We start from the raw sequence: 23,656 nt of genomic DNA on the forward strand, positions 1-23,656 counted from the left end.
CGACCGAGCTTACATGGACGTACTTGCAGCGGCCCCCGCAACCGGACCCACCCCGTCTCCCCACAGGAAATCAGCTTCTGCTGTTGCTGTTGCTCCAGCTCGGAGCGGGTGCAGGGCGCAGCCCTGCCGAACACCCCCCCTCATGCTGCGCCGCAGAATGCATTCGGCTGAACCTGCATGCTCTACTTGAATCGATCTAAATCCACGGTCTGGTGGGTCGGGCGTCATTCCAGGGGGAGCTCTCTGCCAGTTGTGGCGGGACTCAGCGGAACGGTGCCGGACGGCCCCGGCCGTCTGCCTCCGCCTCATCGACTACAGGAACCCGACATGCGTCCAGTGCCGTCCGCTCCCGCCGTCCCAGTGTCCTCGCGCCCGCTGCTGCGCCTGGCCTGCCTGCTCGCACTGTCGTCAGTGCCGGTGCTGCTGCAGGCCGCGCCGGCTGCGCTGGAGCGCGAGGTCAACACCTTCATCGGCAGCAAGGACGACGGCAACACGTTCCCGGGCGCGTCGGCACCGTTCGGCCTGATCCAGGTCAGCCCGATCGGCAGCCACTATTCGGGCTGGCGCTACGACGACGAGAAGATCCGCGGTTTCGGCCACTCCTTCATCTCCGGCGCAGGTTGCTGGGAGCAGGGTGGCCAGGTGTCGGTGCTGCCGGTGACCGGTTCGATCGGTCCCGGCGGCGATTTCGATACCGGCAACGCGAAGAAGTTTGACCACAAGGCCTATGCCGCGTCGTACACGCATGACGGCGAGATTGGCCAGGCGGGCTATTACAAGGTGCGGCTGACCAGCTACGGCGGCATCGATGCCGAGACCACCGCGCGTACGCGTGCCGCCGCCGAGCGCTACACCTTCAGCCAGCGCCAGGGCGATGGCCACGTGCTGGTCAATGTCGGCCAGGCGAACGAGCGCCACTCGGTGATCGGCAGCGTGGTTGATGTGGTCGGCGACCGCGTGGTGGAAGGCAAGCTGGTCACCAAGAGTTTCTGTGGTGGCCATCAGTACACCACCTGGTTCCGCATCGAGTTCGACCGCCCGTTCAAGGCACACGGTACCTGGGGCGAAGGCGGTGGCCTGCCGGGTGCGCGCCACAGCATGGAAGGCGAGCAGAAGCCGAACGGTGCCTGGCTCAGCTTTGACCTGGCCAAGGGGCAATCGGTGACGGCGGTCAGCGCGATCTCGCATGTGGATGCCGAAGGCGCGCGCATCAATCTGCGCGCAGACGGCATGCAGGGTGGGGCGCTGCTCGGTTTCGACCGCATGCGTGCGCTGTCCCAGCAGTCGTGGCGTGAGCAGCTGGGGCGGGTACGTGTGCAGGGCGGTACGGCCGATGACCGCACCGTGTTCTACAGCGCGGCCTACCACGCGCTGCTGCAGCCGATGACCGGCAACGATGCCGACGGCCGCTATCGCGGCTATGACGATGGCATCCACCGTGCCGATGGCTGGACCTACTACGAGTACTTCTCGCTGTGGGATACCTACCGCGCGCAGAACCAGTGGCTGGCGCTGACCCGTCCGGACGTAGCGCGTGACATCGGCCGTACCCTGCTGGCGATCGACGAGCAGGGTGGCTGGCTGCCGCGCTGGGGCTATGCCAACTTCGAGACCAACATCATGACTGGCGATCCCGTCACGCCGTTCATGGTCGACCTGTGGCGCTTCGGTGCGCTCAAGGGCCGCGAATCACAGGCCTGGGACGCGCTGCGTCGCAATGCGTTCGGCACGCCGCCGCTGAACTCGCGCATGGCCGGCCGTTCCGGTAACCCGACCTACCTGGACAAGGGCTATGTGGTCTACGACCGCGCGTTCCCGTCCAAGGGCATGGACGTCGATCCGCACCACGGCGGCTCGGCCACGTTGGAATATGCGCTGGCCGACTGTGCGCTCTCGCAGATGGCCGATGGCCTGGGCCACGCGCAGGACGCGGCGACGCTGCGTGAGCGCGGCCGCAACTGGCGCAAGGTGTGGGACCCGCAGGTGCGTGACGCCGAGTCCGGCTTCACCGGTTTCCCGCGCCCGCGTACCGAAGACGGCCAGTGGTACACGCCGGCCGATGGTCACTACAGCCCGCGCTCGCACCACGGTTTCCATGAAGGCACGGCATGGCAGTACCAGTGGCTGGCGCAGCAGGACGTGCCGGGCCTGGTCGAAGCGATGGACGGCCGCGAACAGGCCGGCCGACGCCTGGATGCGTTCTTCGCGATGGACGCGCTGCAGGCCGATCCGCTCAATGCCGCCCGCAAGGAGTGGGTGGTCGGGCCGTACAGCTATTACAACCAGTTCCGCTACAACCCGAACAACGAGCCGGACCTGCACTCGCCGTGGCTGTACACGCTGATCGGCCAGCCGTGGAAGACCGCCGCCGTGGTGCGCGCCGCGCAGCAGTTGTTCACCAATGCGCCCAACGGCGTGACCGGCAACGATGACCTCGGCACGATGTCGGCCTGGTACCTGTTCAGTGCCATCGGTGTGTATCCGGCGGTGCCGGGCAGCGGCCAGTTCCTGCTGCACACCCCGCGTTTCAGCAAGGTGGAAGTGGACATGGGCAATGGCCGCACGCTGCGCATCGACGCGCCGGGCGCCGATGGCCGCCGCCTGCAGTACGTGCAGGGCGTGCAGGTCGATGGCCAGGTGCATGTACCGGTGTGGCTGGACTGGAACCAGCTGCAGCAGGGCCCGCGCCTGCAGTTCGCGCTCGATGCGAAGGCGCCGGAGCAGGGCTGGGGCACGGCGGTGAAGGACCTGCCGGTGTCCTGGTGTGCGGCACCGGGGAGCCAGCTGCGCTGAGACGGACTGTGCCGTTCGCGGTGACCCAGCGAACGGCACGGCACGACAGGGCCCTGATCCATTAGGCTTGAGCATCCAGCGGAGTCCGGGAAGACGATGAACGACAACGGCAGCAGTCCCAGCAAGCGCGCCGGCAAGGCGGTGACGGTGACCGACATCGCGCGTGCCATCGGCGTGTCACGGGCAACCGTATCGCTGGTGCTGCGCGGCAGCCCGCTGGTCAACGTCGATACCCGCGCCAAGGTCGAGGCCGAACTGCGCCGCCAGCGCTATGTCTACAACCGCGCGGCGGCCAACCTGCGCCGGCGGACCTCGTCGAGCATCGCGCTGGTGATCAACGATCTGTCCAACCCTTTCTTCGCCGAATTCGCCTCCGGTGTGGATGAGGCGCTGGGTGGACGTGGTTACGTGACCCTGCTCGGCAGTACCGGTGAATCGCCGGAGCGCCAGCAGGCGGTGCTGTCCACGCTGATGGAGCACACCCCGGCCGGCCTGATCCTGTCGCCGGCCGAGGGCAGCGATACCGCGCTGCTGCGGCAGGCACTAGGTGCCAATGCCAACGTGCTGCTGTTCAACCGCGAGCTGGACGGGGCCGACTGGGATTTCCTGACCCTGGACAACCAGCACGGCGCCTATCTGGCCACGCGCCACCTGATCGAACGCGGCCATCGCCAGATTGCCTTCTTTGGCGGCCACGCTGCATCGAGCTCGTGCCACCAGCGCCGTGCCGGTTTCCAGCAGGCGCTGGCCGAGGCCGGTCTGTCGCTGCCGCCGGGCTGGATGATCGAGTCGGCGCCGAACCGCCTGGAAGCTGCGGCGCGCACCGATGAGCTGTTTGCCGACGGACATCGCCCGAGTGCAGCGGTCTGCTACAACGACACCGTCGCGCTGGGCCTGATGCTGGGCTTGAACTCGCGTGGCATCCGCCCGGGTGGCGACTTCGCCGTTACCGGTTTCGATGATATTTCCGAGGCGTCGGTCGCGGTGCCGCCGTTGACCACGCTCACTGCCGATCCGCGCGAGCGGGGCCGGCAAGCTGCCGCGCTGCTGCTGCAACGACTGGACGAACCGGATGCGCCGCCACGGCGCACGGTTGCGCCGGTGCAGCTGCGCATCCGCGAAAGCAGTGCCTCACGACCGAACTGATTCCTCCGTACACCCCTTCCACGCAACAACGACCTTCCGCGCATCGAGGCGCGTACCGCATGCCGATCTCCGCAACGCCCCGTCCATCGGGTACCTCCAGCAGCCAGGCGCCGGTCATGAATGTCCGTGCTGCTCTGGCGGTTGCCACCACCATATTCTTCATGTGGGGCTTCCTGACCAGCCTCAACGACGTGCTGATTCCGCACCTGAAGGCGGTGTTCGAACTGAATTACACCCGCGCGATGCTGGTGCAGTTCACCTTCTTCGGCGCGTACTTCCTGATGTCGGTGCCGGCCGGTCGGCTGGTGGCCCACCTGGGCTACAAGAAGGGCATCATCGCCGGCCTGCTGATCGCCGGCGTGGGCGCGCTGGGCTTCTGGCCGTCGGCCGCATTGCGCACCTATGAAGCGTTCCTTGGTTCGCTGTTCGTACTTGCTACCGGCATTACCGTGCTGCAGGTGGCAGCCAATCCCTACGTCGCGCTGCTGGGCCCGGAACAGACCGCATCGAGCCGTCTGACCCTGGCGCAGGCACTCAACTCGTTGGGTACCACTCTGGCGCCGCTGTTTGGTGGTTTCCTGATTCTGAGCACCGCAGTGAAGAGCGGCGACGAGATCAACGCGCTGCCCGTGGCCGAACAGATTGCCTACCGTACCGCCGAAGCGCAGTCGGTGCAGGGCCCGTACGTGGGCCTGGCCATCGCACTGGTGCTGCTGGCAGTGTTCGTCTACCTGTTCCGCCTGCCCAGCCTGACCGAGACCACTGAGCAGGCCGACAGCGGCCACCACACGCTGCTGGATGCACTCAAGCATCCGCACGTACTTTTCGGCGTGCTGGCTATTTTCTTCTACGTCGGTGCTGAGGTGTCCATCGGCAGCCTGATGGTGAACTACCTGGCACTGCCGGAGATCGGCGGCATGACTGAACAGCAGGCCACGCACTATGTGTCGGCCTACTGGGGCTGCGCCATGGTTGGTCGCTTTGCAGGTGCGTGGTTGCTGGCCAAGTACTCGCCGCGCGGCCTGCTGGCCGGATTCGCAGTGGCCAATGTGGTGCTGCTGGGCGTCACGCTGGCGTCGGGTGGCAAGGTCGCGCTGTACGGCATCGTGGCGACCGGTCTGTTCAATTCCATCATGTTCCCGACCATCTTCTCGCTGGCCATCGAACGCCTGGGCCCGCTGACCAACAAGGCGTCCAGCCTGTTGATCATGGCCATTGTCGGCGGCGCGATCATCCCGCTGCTGCAGGGCATGCTGGCCGACCGCATCGGTCTGCACCTCAGCTTCGTGCTGCCGGTGGTCTGCTACGTCTACATCATCTTCTACGGTCTGGTGGGTTCGCGCCCGCCGGCTTCCGCAACGCAGGGAGGCTGAGTCGGAAATGGGTGCCATTGTCTGCTTCGGCGAAATTTTGATCGATCTACTAGCGCAGCCGCCCGCCTCGGCCGATACCCCGCGCGCGTTCCTGCAGTACGCCGGCGGTGCGCCGGCCAACGTCGCGGTGGCGGCTGCGCGGCTGGGGGCGAAGACCCAGTTCGTCGGCATGCTTGGCCGCGACATGTTCGGTGACTTCCTGGCCGACAGTCTGGTCGAGCACGGCGTGGGCACGGATTACATCGTGCGCACCGACGCCGCCAAGACTGCGCTGGCCTTCGTCGCGCTGGATGCCAGTGGCGAGCGCAGCTTCAGTTTCTACCGCCCGCCGGCGGCTGACCTGCTGTTCCGTGACAGTGACTTCCAGGCGGAGTGCCTCGACAGCGCGCAGTGCTTCCACGTTTGTTCCAACAGCCTGACCGAGCCGGCCATCGCCGAGGCGACCTTCGCCGGCATGGAGCGCGCCCGTGCCGCCGGTGCGGTGGTCAGCCTGGACCTCAACCTGCGCCCGGCTCTGTGGCCAGCCAACGAAGATCCGACGCCGCGCCTGTGGCAGGCGCTGGAGCGCGCCGACCTGGTCAAGCTGTCGCGCGAGGAGCTGGATTACCTGGCGGCACCGCTGGGTGCCGATGGCGAGTCAGTGGTGCTCAAGCGCCTTCTGGCCGCGCAGGCGCGCTGGGTAATCGTTACCGATGGTGCGGCCACGCTGCACTGGTACACGCGCGACAACCACGGCACGGTCACCAGCTTCCGCGTGGCCACCGTCGATACCACGGCCGCCGGCGATGCCTTCGTCGGTGGCGTGCTGGTCGGCCTGCTGGAGCGTGGTGGGGCGGGCGCAGGCTTTGCCGCGTTCTGCCAGGACCCGGAGGCGATCACCGCCACGCTGCGCTTCGGTGCCGCCGTGGGTGCGCTGGCTGTTACCCGCAAGGGCGCGTTCGCCGCGATGCCCTCGCTCGATGAAGTGCAGCAGCTGCTGCAGGCCCAGGACATTACCGCATGAGCACCTCGCCCGATTTCCGTTCGCCCGCGTTCCTGCGCGCGCATATCGCCGACACGATGGCGTTCTACCACCCGCGCTGCATCGATCCGGACGGCGGTTTCTTCCACTACTTCCGTGATGACGGCAGCATCTACGATGCCAGCCACCGCCACCTGGTGAGCAGCACCCGCTTCGTCTTCAACTATGCGATGGCCTACCGCGAGTTCGGCAATGCCGAGTACCGGGAGGCTGTCGAGCATGGCGTGCGCTATCTGCGCGAGGTGCACCGCAACCCGGCCACCGGCGGTTATGCCTGGACCCTGCGCGACGGCAAGGTCGAGGACGATATGAACCACTGCTACGGCGTGGCCTTCGTGCTGCTGGCCTACAGTTGCGCGCTGAAGGCGGGCATCGAGCAGGCGCGCGACTGGATGGACGAGACCTGGCAGCTGCTGGAAGCACGCTTCTGGGAGCCGCAGCATGGCCTGTACAAGGACGAGGCTGACGGCCAGTGGAGCTTCACTGGCTACCGCGGCCAGAACGCCAACATGCACATGTGCGAGGCGATGCTGGCCGCGTTCGAGGCCAGTGGCGAGCAGCGCTATGTCGAGCGCGCGCTGCAGCTGGCCGACAACATGACCCGCCGCCAGGCCGCCAAGGCCGGTGGCCTGGTCTGGGAACATTACGATGTGAACTGGGAAATCGACTGGGACTACAACCTGGACGATCCCAAGCACCTGTTCCGCCCGTGGGGCTTCCAGCCGGGGCATCAGACCGAGTGGGCCAAACTGCTGCTGATCCTCGATCGCCATGTACAGGCCGACTGGCTGGTGCCGACCGCGCAGCATCTGTTCGACGTCGCCGTCGCACGCAGTTGGGACGACACCCGTGGTGGCCTGTACTACGGCTTCGCACCTGAATCGCGCCGGCAGCCCGGTATGGACGGCGCCCCGATCGGCGGCGACAGCTTCGTCTGCGACGACGACAAGTATTTCTGGGTGCAGGCCGAAACGCTGGCGACCGCCGCGCTGATGGCCAAGCGTACCGGCGATGACCGCTACTGGCAGTGGTACGAACGCATCTGGGCGTATTCGTGGGAGCACTTCGTCGACCACCAGTACGGTGCATGGTTCCGCATCCTCGATGCCGACAACCGCAAGTACAGCGACGAGAAAAGCCCTGCCGGCAAGGTGGATTACCACACCATGGGCGCGTGCTACGAAGTGTTGAACGTCGTGCGTTGAAGATCGTTCGAATGCAGTAGTGCCAGGCCATGCCTGGCAATCCGAAATCGGTAGCGCTGGGTCACGCCCGGCGGAAAAACAGGAGCGCCACGTGCATCGCATTTCCCTCGTTGTCCGTCTGCTCCTGCTGCTGATCGCAGCGTCCGCTTTCCCAGCAACTGCGGCGCCTCTGCGGGCACAGTGGGAGTTCCGCATGCTGCCCGGCGACGCCGAGGGTGCAGCCCACCCAGGCCTGCAGCAATGGCGGGCGGCGAAGGTGCCGGGCAGCGTGCACACCGACCTGCTGGCGCATGGGCTGATCCGCGATCCGTACGTCGGTGCACCCGAGGCCGAGCTGCAATGGATCGGCCTGGCTGCCTGGGAGTACCGCGCCCGCTTTGACGTGGACGCCACGACGCTGGCCAAGCCGAATGCCGAACTGCGTTTCGACGGGCTGGATACCTACGCCGAGGTCAGCCTCAACGGCAAGCCGCTGCTGCGCGCGGACAACGCGCACCGCACATGGCATGCACGTGTGGACGGGCGCCTGCGCGCGAGCGGCAACGAATTGCAGATCGTGTTCCGCTCACCGATCCGCACGCTGCTGCCGAGCGTACAGGCGATGCCGCACAAGATCGCCGGGAACTATCCGTCGCCCTATGGGGATGAGCCCAAAGACGCGATGGTCGGCAACTTCGCGCGCAAGCCGGCCTATCACTTCGGCTGGGACTGGGGCCCGCGCTATGTCACCGCCGGTGTCTGGCGCGGAGTCGACCTGCAGGCCTGGGACGCGCACCGCCTGACCGATCTGGCCGTGCGTACCGATGCATTGAGCGCGGAGCAGGCGAAGCTGGCGGTGCTGCTGCAGGTGGAGCAGGGTGCTGCAGCGGGTTCGGCCTTGGTGAATGTGGATGTGCGTGATCCGGAAGGCCGCAACGTGGCGCAGGTGCAACGCACGGTGTTGCTGAAGCCAGGCCAGAATACGGTTGAGCTGCCGGTTGAGCTGGCCACGCCGCGGCGCTGGTGGCCGGTGGGCCATGGTGCTCAGGATCGCTATACCGTGCAGGCTCGCCTGGATGGCGGCGGCGATGCAACGCTGGCGCGCGAGCAGCGCATCGGCCTGCGCACGGTCGAACTGCGCCGCGAGGAAGACGCCAGGGGCGGGCAGGGCTTCGCCTTCGTCATCAACGGTGTGGAGATCTTCGCCAAGGGCGCCAACGTCATTCCGTTCGATGCCTTCCCCGCACGTGTCGATGCCGCACGACTGCGCCAGGTGCTGACCGCCGCGCGCGACGCCAACATGAACATGCTGCGCAACTGGGGCGGCGGCTACTACGAGGAAGATGCGTTCTTCGACATCGCCGATGAGCTGGGCCTGCTGGTCTGGCAGGATTTCATGTTCGGCGGCGGCATGCAGCCGGGCTACGATCCGACCTTCCGTGCCAGCGTGGTGGCCGAGGCGCGCGACAACGTGCGCCGGCTGCGCCATCACCCCAGCATCGTGCTGTGGTGTGGCAACAACGAGGAAGAAACCGCCTGGAAGGACTGGGGCCACGGCCGCGACCTGAAGGCGGCTGACCCGGCGTTTGCAGCGAAGGTCTGGCAGGGCTACGTCGACCTGTTCGGCAATGACCTGCGCCAGGTGGTGGGTGAGGAAGGGCTGGGCGTACCGTACTGGTCCAGTTCGCCCAGCAATGATCTGGATGAGAAGGCCAACGACTCGACCCGCGGCGACAAGCACTACTGGCAGGTCTGGGGCAATCCGGCGTTGCCGGTGCAGGCCTACCTGCGCGAAACGCCTCGCTTCATGTCCGAGTACGGGCTACAGGCGTGGCCTTCGGTGGCGACGGTTGACCAGATCGCCACCCGCGCCGAGCAGCGCATCGACAGCCCGGTGATCCGCGCGCACCAGAAATTCATGGCCGGCGAGGGCAACAGCCGCCTGCTGCACTACATCGAACTGGGCTACGGCACGCCGAAGGACTTCGAGGACTTCGTCTACCTCAGCCAGGTGATGCAGGCCGATGGCATCGCGCTGGCGGCGCTGCACCATCGCGCCTCGCGGCCGTACACGATGGGTTCGCTGTACTGGCAGCTCAACGATGTCTGGCCCGGTGCCTCGTGGTCCAGCGTGGATTACTTCGGCCGCTGGAAGGCGCTGCACTTCGCCGCGCGGCGCTTCTTTGCGCCGCTCACGCTGGCGGCATTGCGTGATGAGGGCAGCACGCGGGTGCGCCTGATCAATGATGGCGCCGCGCTGGATGCACGTTGGCGGTTGCGGGTGATGGATGTGGACGGCAAGGTGCTGCGTCGTCGCGAGGACGCGGTGACCCTGGCCGCTGCCGGTGTCACTTCGATCGGTGATTTCCGCGATGCCGAATTGTTGGCCGGTGCCGACCCGAAGCGCACGGTGGCGGTGTTCGAACTGCTGCAGAACGGGGCGGTGAGTGCCCGCCAGGTGGTCGGTTTCGTCGAAGCGAAGGACCAGGTATTGCCCCGACAGAAGCTGAAGGCTGCCTTGAGCATCGAGGGCGACCACTATCGCCTGCGGCTGGAAAGCGCGGCGTATGTGCGCGCGACGTGGATCGATTTCGGCGCGCTGGATGTGCAGGTCGAAGACAACCTGCTGGACCTGCTGCCGGGCGAAACCCGCGATATCGCGGTGCGCGGTCCGGTGGATCTGGTTACCCTTCGCGAAGCGCTGAAGGTGAAGACCCTCAACGACCGTTGAGCAAAAAAGGGGACGGAGGGGATTAAGTCGTTTGTGGCACACATGGGCCCCAAACGACTTAATCCCCTCCGTCCCCTTTTTCTTGCTTACAGCTGGATCTGCTGGAAATTCTCGACCCGCTCGTGGCCGTTGGCGGCCCGGCCGGTGCGCGGCAGCGGGTAGTCATCCAGGCGATCAATCAGGCGGGTCTGCAGGCCGGCTTCGCGGGCAGCATCCAGTTCTTCCACCACATCCGACAGGAACAGGATCTCGCCGGCCGGCACGCCAATGGCCTGCACGATGCGGCGGTAGCTGTCGGCCTCGCGCTTGCCGCCGACTTCGGTGTCGAACCAGCCCGATACCAGCGGGCTGAGGTCACCGGCATCGCTGAAGCCGAAGAACAGCTTCTGCGCCGGCACCGAGCCGGAGGAGTACACGTACAGCGGCAGGCCGGAGGCGTGCCAGCCCTTCAGCACCGGCGCCACTTCCGGGTAGAAGTGCGCGGTGTAGTCGCCGCGGCGGTAGCCTTCGTCCCAGATCAGGCCCTGCAGCGCCTTCAGTGCGGTGTGCTTGCGGTCCTGGTCGATCCAGCCCTGCAGCGTCTCGGCTACCAGGCTGTCCTGGCAGGCGCCGCCGATCTCGGTAGCCACCGCATCCAGCCAACGGCGGACTTCCGGCTGCTGGCCGTGCTCGGCGACGAACGCGGGCAGCGCCTTGCGGGCATAGGGGAACAGCACGTTCTTGACGAACGAGATGCTGCTGGTGGTGCCTTCGATATCGGTCAGGATGACGCGGGGCTGCATGGATCAGGATGCCTGGGTAGGTACGTAACGGGGGAATTTCTGCGCGATGTCGGTGCCGGTGAAGTGACCGACCCAGCCATCCGGCTCGGTGAAGAAGCGGATCGCCACGAAGCTGGGCTCATCGCCCATGTCGAACCAGTGGGTGGTGCCGTCGGGCACGGCGATCAGGTCGTCCTTCACGCACTCGATCTCATAGACCTTGTCGCCCACGTGCAGGGTGAACAGGCCGGAGCCTGCGACGAAGAAGCGCACCTCGTCTTCCTTGTGGAAGTGTTCGTCGAGGAACTTCCTGCGCAGCTCGGCGCGGTTCGGGTTGTCCGGGGCGATCGAGGCCACGTCCACGCTCTTGAAGCCGCGCTCGGCAACCAGGCGGTCGATGTCGGCGCGGTAAGCGGCGAACACTTCATCCTGGCTGGCGCCCGGTGCGACCGGTGCGGTGGCCTGCCAGCGCTCGAAGGTGACGCCGATCTTCTGCAGTTCGGCAGCGATGACCGCGCCGTCCTGGGTATCCAGAAGCGGCGATTCGGGGCGGGTGTCGTCGTAGATGCGCAGTCGGCTCATGGCGGCAGCTTGAACGTCTCGGGGGGAAGACAGGGTAGCAGGGTGGGGGCAGGGCGCAGATTCCGGATCGGCATCTACACCTGCATGCGGGTTCAGCCGCGCAGCTTGCGCAGCTCCAGCTCGCAATGCAGCAGGAACTCGAAGGCTTCCATGTGCCGGCGCGCTTCGGCCATGTCGCGGCCCCAGGCATACAGGCCGTGGCCATCGATCAGGTAGCCCCACAGGTTCTGCCGGTCGAGCAGGTCATCGACCTGCTTCGAAAGCACGTTCATGTCCTGGGTGTTGGCGAACACCGGAACATCGATGGCCATCTCGTGGGTGCTGTTGCCGGCGAAGGCCTTCAGCAGCTCGTAGCCTTCCACTCGGATGTGGCCCTGCGGCGCGTACAGGCGCGAGGCGATGGTCTGCACCGGCGAGTGGGTGTGCAGCACGCAGCCGATCTCCGGGAAGCGACGGTACAGCTGGGTGTGCAGCAGGGTCTCGGCAGACGGGCGCAGCGGGCGGCCGACGGCCTGGCCGTCGAAGTCCACCACCATGATGTCGTCCTCGATCAGGCGGCCCTTGTCCTTGCCGGAGACGGTGATCGCGGCGTGGCGGTCGTCCAGGCGGTGGGAGAAGTTGCTGCTGGTGGCCGGGGTCCAGCCGGCGTGGGCCAGTTCGCGGACGTTGTCGATCAGCAGCTGGGCCAGTTCGCTCAGGCGCGCGGTGTCGTAGGGGAAGGTGGGGGTGTTCATGCGGGCGATTTTACTGGATTCGGCCAACGGCTGAGCCCCTCGTGGCTGGGAGGTGGTTGGTTGGTCACGGAAAGCGATTCATGGGGGTGGCGGGGCGGGTGGGCCGTGCAGGGGACGCTGCAAGTCCCCCTCCGGGGCCAGGCCCAGCCGCTGGCGGCTGGGCGTTCGGTCACTCGCGAAGCAGTGCTTCGCAGGCAAAGCGCCCTCACCCCTGTAAGCTCGATGGCGCCATCCATGGCGCCAACGCCCCTGCACGGCCCACCCGCCCCGCCTCTGACAGGTTCCGGCGTGCGGCCAGCCACGGAGTGAAGAAGGAAAGGCAAAAGCGGGTCGCTTCGCTCGGAGCCGAGCATGGCTCCGCTCTACAGAATCATTGATTCCGGAATATTCGTTCATGAGAACGTCTCATCCACGCATGGCGTGGATCCACCGGATGCGCCGGGAGACTGTCATGGGCGGGGAGGCATGGGTTCGCGGGGGTATCCGCGCCATGGATGGCGCGGCTAAGCCTCCATGGACGGATTCACGGCGTCCCCCGCGAACCCATGCCTCCCCGCCAAACCCCTCAGCCCAGCTGTTGCCGTTGCTCCGGCTTCAAAGGCGGGTGCAGGGCCGCAGGCCCTGCAATCCCTTTACTTCACCCGCAGGCGGCTGTGCCTGAAGCCGTAGCAGAAATAGATCACGAAACCAACGAACGTCCACACGCCCATCAGCATCCAGTTGTGCATCGTCATCGCCGACAGCAGCGCAAGGCAACTCAGCACGCCCAGGCTGCAGATCAGCCACGCCATCGGCATGCGGAACGGACGCGGCAGGTCCGGCTGGGTGCGGCGCAGGATCAGCACGCCCGCGCACACCGCCGCGAACGCGATCAGCGTGCCCATCGAGGTCAGCTCGCCCAGGATGTCCAGCGGGAACAGCGCCGCCAGCAGGGCGATGCCGATGCCGGTGATCACGGTGTTGATGTGCGGGGTGCGGTACTTCGGGTGGATCCTGGTGAACACCGGCGGCAGCAGGCCGTCGCGCCCCATGATCATGAAGATGCGCGGCTGGCCGATGATCATCACCAGCACCACCGAAGACAGGCCGACCAGCGCGCCGACCTCGACCACCCAACGCAACCAACCCAGCTGCGGATGCGCGGCCACCGCGGTCACCACCGGCTCGTCGGTGCCCAGCAGCTGGAACGGCACCAGGCCGGTCATCACTGCGGCCATCGCGATGTACAGCACGGTGCAGATCACCAGCGACAGCATCATGCCGAACGGCATGTCGCGCTGCGGGTTCTTCGATTCCTGCGCCGCCACCGACACCGCCTCGAAACCGATGTAGGCGAAGAACACCATCGCCGCGCCACGCAGCACGCCTTCCATGCCGTACTTGCCGGGGCCTTCGTTGGCCGGAATGAACGGGGTCCAGTTGCTGGTGTCCACGTACTTCCAGCCGACCACGATGACCAGCAGGATCAGGCCGGTCTTCAGCACGACCATTGCCATGTTCATCGCCGAGGACTTGCTGATGCCGACGTAGCACAGCCAGGTCAGCAGCAGTACCAGCGCGGCGGCCGGCAGGTTGGCGATCGCGCCGGTGGGGCGCAGCTGTGCATCGAGTGGGGCACTGACCAGCGCCGCCGGTAGATGGATGTCGAACTGGCTGAGCAGGCTGAGGAAATAGCCGGTCCAGCTGACCGCGACCGCCGAGGCGGAGACGCCGTACTCGAGCACCAGCATCCAGCCGATGAACCAGGCGGAGAGCTCGCCGAAGGTGGCGTAGGTATAGGTGTAGGCGCTGCCGGAAACCGGCACCATCGAGGCGAATTCCGCGTAGGCCAGCGCGCAGAAGGCGCAGCAGATGGCGGCCAGTACGAAGGACAGCATGATGGCCGGGCCGGCGTGGTTGGCGGCGGCCTGGCCGGTGATGACGAAGATGCCGCCGCCGATCACCGCGCCGATACCCAGGGCAGTCAGCCCCCAGGGGCCGAGGTGGCGGCGCAGGCTCAGGCCGTTGGCGTCTTCATGGGCGGCATGCGGGTGCTTGGTGGCCCACAGTTGCTTGAACATGTGTGGTGGTCTTGTCGATGCGCGCCATGACCGGCGCGCGGGGAAAACGGACGGGCCGGCGCGAGGCCGGCCCGTAGGCGGATCAGGGCGACTTGGCCAGCTTGCTGTTGCGGATGCCGTAGCCCAGGTAGATCAGCAGGCCGAGCAGCGTCCAGCCAACGAACAGGTGCCAGTGCACAACGAACGCCTGCCAGAACAGGAACAGGCAGGTGGCTGCGCCGAGCGGGCAGATGATCCACACCGCCGGCACGCGGAACGGGCGGTGAATCTCCGGCTTGGTATAGCGCAGCACCAGCACGCCGATGCAGACCGTGGCGAAGGCCAGCAGGGTGCCCATCGAGACCAGTTCACCCAGCACGTTCAGCGGTACCAGGCCGGCCAGTGCGGCGGCGATCACGCCGACCACGATGGTGGCGACGTACGGGGTGCGGAAGCGGGCGTGGACCCTGCCGAAGAACTTCGGCAGCAGGCCGTCGCGGGAGATGGTGTAGGCGATGCGGGTCTGGCCCATCATCATCACAAGCACCACCGAGGACAGGCCGGCGATGGCGCCGATCTCGACCAGGGTCTTCAGCCAGGACAGGGTCGGGTAGGGTTCCAGCGCGGTGGCCACCGGCTTGTCGGTGCCCAGCAGGTGGTACGGCATCATGCCGGTCAGCACCGCACAGACGATGATGTAGACGATGGTGCACACGGCCAGCGAGCCGAGCAGGCCGATCGGCATGTTGCGCTGCGGGTCCTTGGTTTCGCCGGCGGCGGTGGAGACCGCATCGAAGCCGATGTAGGCGAAGAACACGATGGTGGCCGCACGGAACACGCCGCTCCAGCCGAACTCACCCGCCACGCCGGTGTTTTCCGGGATGAACGGCTGCCAGTTGGCCGGGTCGATGTGGGCCGCGCCGATGCCGATGAACAGGCAGATGACGGTGACCTTGATCGCCACGATGATCGCGTTGACGAAGGCCGACTGGGTCACGCCCACGTACAGCAGGCCGGACACCGCCGCCACGATCAGTACTGCCGGCAGGTTGAACAGCTTGCCCGAGGCGATGAACTCGCTGCCGGTCCAGGCGATCGGGGCTGCGCTGAGCGCATCCGGGAACGGCATGTGCAGCGTGGTGGTGATGAAGCTGATCAGGTATGCCGACCAGCCCACCGCGACCGAGGCCGAGGCGAACAGGTATTCCAGTACCAGGCACCAGCCGATGAACCAGGCCATGCCCTCGCCGAGGGTGGCGTAGGAGTAGGAGTAGGCGCTGCCGGAGACCGGCATCATCGCCGCGAATTCGGCGTAGCACAGGCCCGCCAGGGCGCAGGCGAAACCGGCGATGACGAACGACAGCATCACTGCCGGGCCAGCGTGGTTGGCCGCAGCCTGGCCGGTCAGCACGAAGATACCTGCGCCGATCACCGCACCCACGCCAAGCAGGATGAGGTGTTTAGCCGTGAGGGTCCGTTTCAACGTGGCTTCGCCGTCCAGGCTGCCTTCGATGGGTTCGCCAGCATCGACGTGCCCGGCCGGTTCAACCGGCTTGACCCTCAACAGAGCTTTCAGCATGCAGTACTTCCTAGTGATCGGATTGGGTGGGCCGCCGATACGTTGCCGGCAACCCTGGAATGGTGAAGGCCGCGCGAACGGCCCGCTGTACCTTAGCCAAAGCTGAAGCCAACGCACAAGCGCAATCGCAACAATGAACGGCGATAATGAGCAGTATTTTTCCAAACGCCGCCCATTCATGAGCCAGACCACCGAAACCCTTGCAGTGCTTGACGATCGCCTGCGTGGCCTGCTGCGGGACTACGCCCGCCGCGAGCCCGCCCACGACGCATTGGCTGCCGAATTCGGCACATTGTTGGACGATCCGGAAGATCCGTTCCGGCGCGAGCGGCTGGCCGGCCACTTCACCGCCAGCTGCTGGCTGGTCAGTGCCGACGGCCAGCGCCTGCTGCTGACCCATCACCGCAAGCTGCAGCGCTGGCTGCAGCTGGGCGGCCACGCCGACGGCGACCGCGACCTGGCCCAGGTGGCGCTGAAGGAAGCCGAGGAGGAGTCGGGCCTGAGCGGCCTGGTGTTGGAAGACCCGGCCATCTTCGATCTGGACAAGCATTGGATTCCGGAGCGCAAGGACGTGCCGGGGCACTGGCACTACGACGTGCGTTTCGTGATCCGGGCGCTGGGTGGCGAGGCCTTCGTGCTCAGCGAGGAATCGCTGGAGCTGGCCTGGCGGCCGGTGACCGAGGTCGCGGCCGATCCGGAATCGGACGAATCCATGCAGCGCATGGCGCGCCGGTGGTTGGCGCGTTGATGAAAAAGGGGACGGAGGGGATTAAGTCGTTTATGCCGCAGGTGCCGCAAACGACTTAATCCCCTCCGTCCCCTTTTTTCAGTACAGGATGCGCGTGCGCAGCGTGCCCGGAATCGCGGCCAGCTCGTCGCGCACGGCGGCGGCCTGTTCCTCGCTGGCGGTGATGTCGATCACCACGTAGCCCACCTTCGGGTCGGTGCGCAGGAACTGGCCGTCGATGTTGACGTTGTGGCGCGAGAAGATCTCGTTGACCTTGGACAGCACGCCCGGCACGTTCTGGTGGATGTGCAGCAGGCGCAGGCTGTCGGCGTGCTCGGGCAGGGTCACTTCCGGGAAGTTGACCGCCGACAGGGTGCTGCCGTTGTCGCTGTAGCGCACCAGTTTGGCCGCTACTTCAATGCCGATGTTGTCCTGCGCTTCCAGCGTGCTGCCACCGACGTGCGGGGTCAGGATCACGTTGTCGTGGCGGGTCAGCGGCGATTCGAAGATATCGCCATTGCCCTTCGGCTCGACCGGGAACACGTCCAGCGCGGCGCCGCCGACGTGGCCGCTGGCCAGGGCCGCGTCCAGCGCATCAATGTCGACCACGGTGCCGCGCGCGGCATTGATCAGGTGCGCGCCCTTGCGCATCTTCGCCAGCTCGGTGCTGCCGATCATCCACTGCGTGGACGGGGTCTCCGGCACGTGCAGGGTGACGATGTCGGCGCGCGCCAGCAGGTCGTCCAGGCTGGCCGCCGCACGGGCATTGCCCAGTGCCAGCTTGGTTTCCACGTCGTGGAAGATCACCTGCATGCCCAGCGATTCGGCCAGCACGCCGACCTGGGTGCCGATGTGGCCGTAACCGATGATGCCCAGCGTCTTGCCGCGCACTTCATGGCTGCCGCTGGCCGACTTCGACCAGCCGCCGCGATGGCATTCGGCGTTCTTCTGCGGAATGCCGCGGGTCAGCATGATCGCCTCGGCGATCACCAGTTCGGCCACGCTGCGGGTGTTGGAGTACGGCGCGTTGAACACCGGGATGCCGGCCAGCTCGGCCGCGTCCAGGTCGACCTGGTTGGTGCCGATGCAGAAGCAGCCCACCGCGATCAGGCGCTTGGCCTCGGCCAGCACTTCGGCGCTGAGCTGGGTGCGCGAACGGATGCCGACGATATGCGCCTCGGCGATGCGTGCCTTCAGTTCGTCCTCGGGCAGCGCCTTGGTGTGCGCTTCGATCTGGCTGTAGCCGGCGGCGCTGAATACCTCCACGGCGGTCTGGCTGACCCCCTCCAGCAACAGCACGCGGATATCCTGCTTCGGGAACGAGGTCTTCTTCGGCGACATGGGGCGACACGGCCAGTGGGACAGGGGCTGACCACTATGCCAGATCGCAGCGGCCATGGTGCAGTGCGCAATTGGTTGCATCCGTAGCTATCTGCACGGCTGCGGGGCTGGACGCTGGCGCGTGCCGCTGGCACGCTTGCCCGTTCTTCACGCACCGCGCTGGACCGTCATGACCGATTCCCGCATTGCCTCGCTGCAACAAGCCTGCCCCGGCCTGAAGCTGAAGACCGATCCGTCCGACCTGGAGCATTACGGGCGCGACTGGACCCGGCGCTGGACGCCGGCGCCGCTGGCGATCGCACTGCCGGCCACGGTCGAGGAAGTGCAGGCGGTGATGCGCTGGAGCGTAGGCGAGGGCGTGGCCGTGGTGCCGTCCGGTGGCCGCACCGGCCTCTCGGGTGGCGCGGTGGCCGCCAACGGCGAGCTGGTGCTCAGCCTGGAACGGATGAACAAGGCACTGGCCTACGACGCGGTCGATCGCACCCTGGTGGTGCAGGCCGGCATGCCGCTGGAGGCCGTGCACAACGCTGCGCTGGATCACGGCCTGATCTACCCGGTGGATTTCGCCGCGCGCGGGTCCTGCTCGATCGGCGGTAACATCGCTACCAATGCCGGTGGCATCCGCGTGATCCGCTACGGCAACACCCGCGAGTGGATCGCCGGGCTGAAAGTGGTCACGGCTGATGGCGAGTTGCTGGAGCTCAACAAGGGCCTGATCAAGAACTCCAGCGGCTACGACTTCCGCCAGCTGCTGATCGGCTCGGAAGGCACGCTGGGCGTGATCGTCGAAGCCACGGTGAAATTGACCGATCCGCCACCGGCCAGCAATGTGATGCTGCTGGCCGTACCCAGCTTCGAGGTGCTGATGCAGGTATTCGCCGCGTTCCGCGCGCGCCTGCAGCTGCAGGCCTTCGAATTCTTCACCGACCGGGCGCTGGAGCACGTGCTGGCGCATGGCGCGCAGGCGCCGTTCGACGAAGTGCACCCGTATTACGTGGTGACCGAGTTCGCGGCCGGCGACGAGGCCCAGGAAGCGGCTGCGATGGCCGCGTTCGAGGACTGCATGGGCAATGGCTGGGTCAGCGATGGCGTGATCAGTGCCAGCGACGCGCAGGCCGCGCAGCTGTGGCGCCTGCGCGAAGGCATCACTGAGTCGCTTGCCCGTTACAAGCCCTACAAGAACGATGTTTCGGTGCGGATCTCGTCGATGCCGGCGTTCCTGGCCGAGACCCAGGCGCTGATCGGGCAGGCCTACCCGCATTTCGATGTGGTGTGGTTCGGCCACATCGGCGACGGCAATCTGCACATCAACGTGCTCAAGCCGGACGACACCAGTGACGCTGATTTCGTGGCGCAATGCGAGCACGTAACCAAGCTGCTGGCGCAGGTGCTGGCCCGCTTCGACGGCAGCATCTCGGCCGAGCACGGCATCGGTCTGGTCAAGAAGGGCTACCTGGACAGCACCCGCGGCCCGGCCGAGATCGCCCTGATGAAGGCGGTCAAACGCGCGTTCGATCCCCAAGCGCGGCTGAACCCCGGCAAGCTGTTCGACGTTTGAGCCGGGCAAATCCTTCACGCACCCGTTACGCTCCACGCTTCCTAACAACCGGCTTCGAACCGATGACCCGTCCGCTTCTGCTGCTCGCCCTGCTGTCCCTGCCGCTGGCCGGCTTCGCTTCCAGCTTCGCCGGCACGTCGGCCGGTTCGGCCACGGGTGCTTCCTCCGGTTCCTCGGGCAGCAGCTCGGGTGACGACAAGGTGGTGCTGGCTGCACGCGACGATGCCGCTGCGTTCGTCGCAAGCGATGGCCAGATCCGTGGTGCCCGCCTGCAAGCCGCGCTGGTCCACCTGCGTGAGCAGAGCACTGCCGCGCAGCAACAGAGCGACCTGGAACTGGCCCGCGCGCTGCTGGCGCGTTGATCCGGGCTGCATGACCTCGGCGTCATCGCTTTCTGTAGAGCCGAGCCATGCTCGGCTGAACGCCCAGCGCACGCGGATCCCAACAGCAGCCGAGCATGGCTCGGCTCTACAGTGGTTTGGGCGGTGGAACGCAGCCACGCACGGCGTGGCTCTACTGCTGATCGCTCATGTCGCGCACGCGGCTGATCGCCTGCAGCTCGATCCTGCGGGGCTGAGCCCTGCACAGCAGCAGGTGGCGACGCAGACCCTGGCCGACGTGCAGTCATTGTTGCCAGATGGCCTGCTGCGCGCCCTGCCGGCGCAGGTGCAGGTGCGCTGGAGTGATGGCCTTCCCGCCGAGGTGCATGGCCGCGCCTTCGCCGGCCGCATCACGTTGCGCCGCGATCTGCTGGATGACGGCATGCCCGGTGCGCGGCGTGCGCGACGCAGCGCGCTGGTACACGAACTGACCCATGTTGCAGACCGTACGGGGGCGAACTGGTCGCGCAGTATGCGCTGGCGTGATCTGGCCGGATGGCAGCGCAAGCCCTGGCATATCGGCCGTGGAGACAACGATTTCCGTGACCGTAGTCCGGACGCCTATGAACTGAAGGATCCGGCCGAGTACCTGGCAGTGAACGCCGAGCATTTCGTGCTCGACAGCGAGTTTGCCTGCCGGCGCCCGGCACTGGCGCAGTGGTACCAGGCCCATTTCGGAACCCCGACATCGCTGCCGCAGTCGCACTGCGCGACCACGTTGCCATTGCTGCAGGCCGAACCGGAAGAGGGCGCGGCGTCGTTGCTGCAACTCGACCCGGCACGTGTCTACGCGGTGGACTACCTGTTTGCCGAAGGCAGCGCGCAGCCGATGAGCCGCTGGGGCCACAGCATGCTGCGGCTGGTGATCTGCCGGCCGGGCCGTGCGCCGGGGCCGGACTGTCGCCTGGACCTGGAATACCACCGCGTGCTTTCGTTCCGTGCCTTCGTTGGTGACGTGCAGATTTCCAACTGGCGTGGCCTTACCGGTGGCTACCCGTCGCGACTGTTCGTGCTGCCGCTGCAGCAGGTGGTGGACGAGTACACCAAGGTGGAACTGCGCGGGTTGCAGTCGCTGCCGTTGCAGTTGTCGCCCGGCGAGATCGCCAGCCTGCTCGAGCGCACTGCGCAGGTGCACTGGAGCTATGACGGGCGCTATTACTTCGTCAGCAACAACTGCGCGGTGGAAACCGCCAAGCTGCTGCAGGCGGGTGTGCCGCGGCTGGGGGAGGTCGGGCTGGCCCAGCTGAGTCCGCGTGGTTTGAAGCGTCGGCTGTCGCAGCTGCATGTGCTGGACGAGCAGGTACTCACGGACCGCAATGCAGCACAGGCGCAGGGTTACTACTTCGCCTCGGCACGCGATCACTACCAGCAGTTGTTCGGCGTGGCGGCAGCCCAGCTGGCATTGCCCGCACGCGACGTACGCGGCTGGTTGAAGCTGCCCGCACAGCAGCGTGCGCTGTGGTTGCTGCAGGGCGACCTGCGCGCAAGCGCCGGCCTGCTGCTGCTGGAACAGGCTGCGCAACGCCGCGCCGAGCTGCGCGCGCGCGATGTGCTGAAACGGCGCCTGCTGGCCGCACCGGACAGTGCCGAGACCCGGGGCCTGCGCCAGTTGCTGGAGCAGGGTGGGCAATGGCTGCGCCCGGGTACGCTGCTGGCGGACGGCGGCTACGGGTTGCCGCTGACCGATGAGCAGGCGGTGCTGGCCGAAGCGGTTGCCACCGCCAGCGCACAGGCGGTGCCGGCCTGGCAGGCGCTGCGCGTACAGCTGCGTCAGCAGCTGCCGGAGAAGCAGCGCAACGAAATGGATGCGATCGACGCCAACCTCGCTGCGCTCGGTGCCCGCCTGCGGGAACAGGCAGCCACGCCGGCTATTGGCGCGGCAGCTCGATAACGAAACGGCTGCCACCAGCGTTGCCCGCCGTGCAGTAGACGCGGCCGCCGTGCGCGTCGGCGATGGCCTTGACCACCGCCAGGCCGAGCCCGCTACCGCCACCCTGGCGCGAACGCGAACCGTCGGCACGCATGAACGGAGAGAAGATGTCGGCGTGCAGCTCAGGGTCGATGCCCGGGCCCTCATCCTCGATCGCTACCTGCACATGGCCCGGTGTGTCATGCACGGCAATCCGCACCTTGCCCGGGCTGGCATAGCGGCGCGCGTTCTCCAGCAGCGCCAGCAGCGCCTGGCGCAGGCGGGTCGGGTCGCAGTGCGCGTTGTGTTCTTCGCGGCTGGTTTCCAGCTCCAGCACGAAGCCGGCGGCGCGGAACTGGGGATCGACCAGGGTCATCACCGAATGCACTTCGGCCACCACGTCGGTACGTGCGCGGCGCACGTCCAGCCGCGCATTGTCGGACAGGCTCAGCACGCGCAGATCCTCGATCAGTCGTGACAGGCCCTCGACCTGGGCGAGCAGGCTGCGGAACTGTGATTCGTCCGGCTGGAAGACGCCCTCGGCCAGGCCCTGCAGGCGGCCGCGCAGGATCGTCACCGGAGTCCGCAGTTCATGGGCGATGGCTGCATGCCACATCGCACGCTCGCTCTCCACGTGCTGCAGCCGCCGCGCCATGGCATTGAAGTCCTCGACCAAGGTGGCCACTTCGCCCGGCGAGTTTTCCTCGACGCTGGCACGAGCACCGAGGTCGCCGCCCGCGAGCGCGCGCACGCTGTCCACCAGCGAATTCAACGGCGACAGGATGCGATGGGCAAGACGGAACGAGGCGGCGATGGCCAGCGCCAGGCCGGTCAGGATCACGCCGACCATCCATGCCAGTTCAGGGCCGGTCGGCAGCCAGCTTTCCGGCTCCTCGGTAGTGCCGGGGAAGAATTCGACCAGGACCGCATACAGCAGCCACGATGACAGGATCATCATCACGATGACGCCGATCACCATCAGCGACATCGAGACGATGATGTGGCGGCTGAGCCCGGAGCGGCGCAGGCGGGCCATCAGCGGTCGGCCATCAACCGGTAGCCGACGCCACGCACGCTGGCCGGCACATTGACCATGCCCACTTCATCCAGCTTGCGGCGCAGCTTGCTGACATGGCTGTCGACCGTGCGCTCCAGCGCCTCGCTTTCCGGCAGGCATTCGTGCATCAGTTCGCTGCGGCTGAAGATGCGCGTCGGCGCCAGCGCCATGCAGTGCAGCAGCTTGAACTCGGTGAGCGTGAGCAGCACTTCGTGGCTGTAGCCTTCGCCCTCCACGTGCACGGCGTGGGTGGCCGAGTCGATCAGCAGCGGGCCCGCCCGCAGCGCGGTCGGGGCGTCCACGCGCGAGGCGCGCAACGTACGCCGCAGCACGGCGCGCACGCGCGCCGCCACTTCGGCCGGATTGAATGGTTTGACCACGTAGTCATCAGCGCCCATGCGCAGTGCGGTCAGCTTGTCCAGGTCCTGGTCCAGTGCGGTCAGCATGATCACCGGCGTCTCGCCGCGCTGGCGCAGCTGGGTCAGCACGCTCCAGCCATCCAGCCGCGGCAGCTGCACATCGAGCAGGACCAGGTCGGGGCGGGCGCTGCGATGCAGGTCCAGTGCACTGTGGCCGTCGGCGGCGCGCAGCGTACGCAGTCCTTCGCGTTCCAGATAGGCGGTAAGAATGTCGGCGATCTCGGCCTCATCCTCGACGATCAGGACGAGGGCGGCGAGGGCAGGGGCGGCATGCATGCAGGGGCGGGGCCTTAAGGTGCTTGCCTCCATCGTATCTCCACAG

General features: G+C 66.6%; 18 protein-coding genes. 10 read left to right on the forward strand and 8 right to left on the reverse strand.

Translation table 11 applies throughout. From position 1 onward, the window contains the following. Positions 1-327 precede the first annotated feature (327 nt). From R1L06_RS11735 to R1L06_RS11760, 6 genes are all read left to right on the forward strand, one after another. Positions 328-2,793 carry a GH92 family glycosyl hydrolase gene (locus R1L06_RS11735; RefSeq protein WP_317217788.1) on the forward strand — a complete coding sequence of 822 codons (2,466 nt, stop codon included), beginning with the start codon at positions 328-330 and terminating at the stop codon, positions 2,791-2,793. Positions 2,794-2,889: 96 nt separating this feature from the next. Continuing rightward, positions 2,890-3,939 (forward strand): LacI family DNA-binding transcriptional regulator, encoded by a 1,050-nt coding sequence (locus R1L06_RS11740; RefSeq protein WP_032130346.1) that lies wholly within the window; start codon positions 2,890-2,892, stop codon positions 3,937-3,939. 116 nt (positions 3,940-4,055) lie between these two features. Beyond that, positions 4,056-5,312, forward strand: a complete 1,257-nt coding sequence (gene fucP / locus R1L06_RS11745) for an L-fucose:H+ symporter permease (RefSeq protein ID WP_373695424.1) — start codon at positions 4,056-4,058, stop codon at positions 5,310-5,312. 7 nt (positions 5,313-5,319) lie between these two features. Continuing rightward, positions 5,320-6,315: a carbohydrate kinase family protein gene (locus tag R1L06_RS11750; RefSeq protein WP_032130344.1), complete on the forward strand. Its 996-nt coding sequence runs from the start codon at positions 5,320-5,322 to the stop codon at positions 6,313-6,315. Further along, positions 6,312-7,538 (forward strand): AGE family epimerase/isomerase, encoded by a 1,227-nt coding sequence (locus R1L06_RS11755; protein ID WP_100468325.1) that lies wholly within the window; start codon positions 6,312-6,314, stop codon positions 7,536-7,538. The genes R1L06_RS11750 and R1L06_RS11755 overlap by 4 nt, the downstream gene beginning before the upstream one ends. A gap of 91 nt (positions 7,539-7,629) precedes the next feature. Beyond that, on the forward strand, positions 7,630-10,248 hold the full coding sequence (locus tag R1L06_RS11760) for a beta-mannosidase (protein ID WP_317217789.1): 2,619 nt from the start codon (positions 7,630-7,632) through the stop codon (positions 10,246-10,248). 86 nt (positions 10,249-10,334) lie between these two features. Here R1L06_RS11760 and mtnC read toward each other — a convergent pair whose 3' ends face one another. From mtnC to R1L06_RS11785, 5 genes are all read right to left on the reverse strand, one after another. Beyond that, positions 10,335-11,030 carry an acireductone synthase gene (gene mtnC / locus R1L06_RS11765; RefSeq protein WP_317217790.1) on the reverse strand — a complete coding sequence of 232 codons (696 nt, stop codon included), beginning with the start codon at positions 11,028-11,030 and terminating at the stop codon, positions 10,335-10,337. 3 nt (positions 11,031-11,033) lie between these two features. Then, positions 11,034-11,591: a 1,2-dihydroxy-3-keto-5-methylthiopentene dioxygenase gene (locus R1L06_RS11770; protein WP_014037028.1), complete on the reverse strand. Its 558-nt coding sequence runs from the start codon at positions 11,589-11,591 to the stop codon at positions 11,034-11,036. Between the two features lie 92 nt (positions 11,592-11,683). Next, positions 11,684-12,325, reverse strand: a complete 642-nt coding sequence (locus tag R1L06_RS11775) for a methylthioribulose 1-phosphate dehydratase (RefSeq protein WP_317217791.1) — start codon at positions 12,323-12,325, stop codon at positions 11,684-11,686. 632 nt (positions 12,326-12,957) lie between these two features. Then, positions 12,958-14,385 carry an amino acid permease gene (locus tag R1L06_RS11780; RefSeq protein ID WP_049407148.1) on the reverse strand — a complete coding sequence of 476 codons (1,428 nt, stop codon included), beginning with the start codon at positions 14,383-14,385 and terminating at the stop codon, positions 12,958-12,960. 82 nt (positions 14,386-14,467) lie between these two features. Next, positions 14,468-15,943 (reverse strand): amino acid permease, encoded by a 1,476-nt coding sequence (locus tag R1L06_RS11785; protein ID WP_121503164.1) that lies wholly within the window; start codon positions 15,941-15,943, stop codon positions 14,468-14,470. Between the two features lie 133 nt (positions 15,944-16,076). Between R1L06_RS11785 and R1L06_RS11790 the strand changes: the two genes are divergently transcribed. Then, complete coding sequence (locus tag R1L06_RS11790) at positions 16,077-16,691, forward strand: NUDIX hydrolase (protein ID WP_317217792.1); 615 nt, start codon at positions 16,077-16,079, stop codon at positions 16,689-16,691. 78 nt (positions 16,692-16,769) lie between these two features. On the opposite strand, the gene serA is transcribed toward R1L06_RS11790, so the two are convergent. Continuing rightward, positions 16,770-18,011 carry a phosphoglycerate dehydrogenase gene (gene serA / locus R1L06_RS11795; RefSeq protein ID WP_012510908.1) on the reverse strand — a complete coding sequence of 414 codons (1,242 nt, stop codon included), beginning with the start codon at positions 18,009-18,011 and terminating at the stop codon, positions 16,770-16,772. 169 nt (positions 18,012-18,180) lie between these two features. Here serA and R1L06_RS11800 point away from each other — a divergent pair, with 169 nt between their 5' ends. The 3 genes from R1L06_RS11800 (at position 18,181) to R1L06_RS11810 (ending at position 21,840) form a co-directional block, all read left to right on the forward strand. Then, on the forward strand, positions 18,181-19,569 hold the full coding sequence (locus tag R1L06_RS11800; RefSeq protein ID WP_317217793.1) for a D-2-hydroxyglutarate dehydrogenase: 1,389 nt from the start codon (positions 18,181-18,183) through the stop codon (positions 19,567-19,569). 62 nt (positions 19,570-19,631) lie between these two features. After that, positions 19,632-19,931 carry a DUF2388 domain-containing protein gene (locus R1L06_RS11805; protein WP_014037036.1) on the forward strand — a complete coding sequence of 100 codons (300 nt, stop codon included), beginning with the start codon at positions 19,632-19,634 and terminating at the stop codon, positions 19,929-19,931. 10 nt (positions 19,932-19,941) lie between these two features. Then, on the forward strand, positions 19,942-21,840 hold the full coding sequence (locus R1L06_RS11810; protein ID WP_498371070.1) for an Lnb N-terminal periplasmic domain-containing protein: 1,899 nt from the start codon (positions 19,942-19,944) through the stop codon (positions 21,838-21,840). On the opposite strand, the gene R1L06_RS11815 is transcribed toward R1L06_RS11810, so the two are convergent. Together R1L06_RS11815 and R1L06_RS11820 are read right to left on the reverse strand one after the other, a co-directional pair. Beyond that, positions 21,818-22,894 (reverse strand): ATP-binding protein, encoded by a 1,077-nt coding sequence (locus R1L06_RS11815; protein ID WP_032128780.1) that lies wholly within the window; start codon positions 22,892-22,894, stop codon positions 21,818-21,820. The two genes, R1L06_RS11810 and R1L06_RS11815, sit on opposite strands and share 23 nt — an antisense overlap. Beyond that, on the reverse strand, positions 22,894-23,610 hold the full coding sequence (locus R1L06_RS11820) for a response regulator (RefSeq protein ID WP_020424480.1): 717 nt from the start codon (positions 23,608-23,610) through the stop codon (positions 22,894-22,896). Before R1L06_RS11820 ends, R1L06_RS11815 begins: the two co-directional genes overlap by 1 nt. Between the last annotated feature and the right edge of the window lie 46 nt (positions 23,611-23,656).

It is taken from the genome of Stenotrophomonas mexicanensis, from assembly GCF_032911605.1.
GTDB lineage: Bacteria > Pseudomonadota > Gammaproteobacteria > Xanthomonadales > Xanthomonadaceae > Stenotrophomonas > Stenotrophomonas maltophilia_A.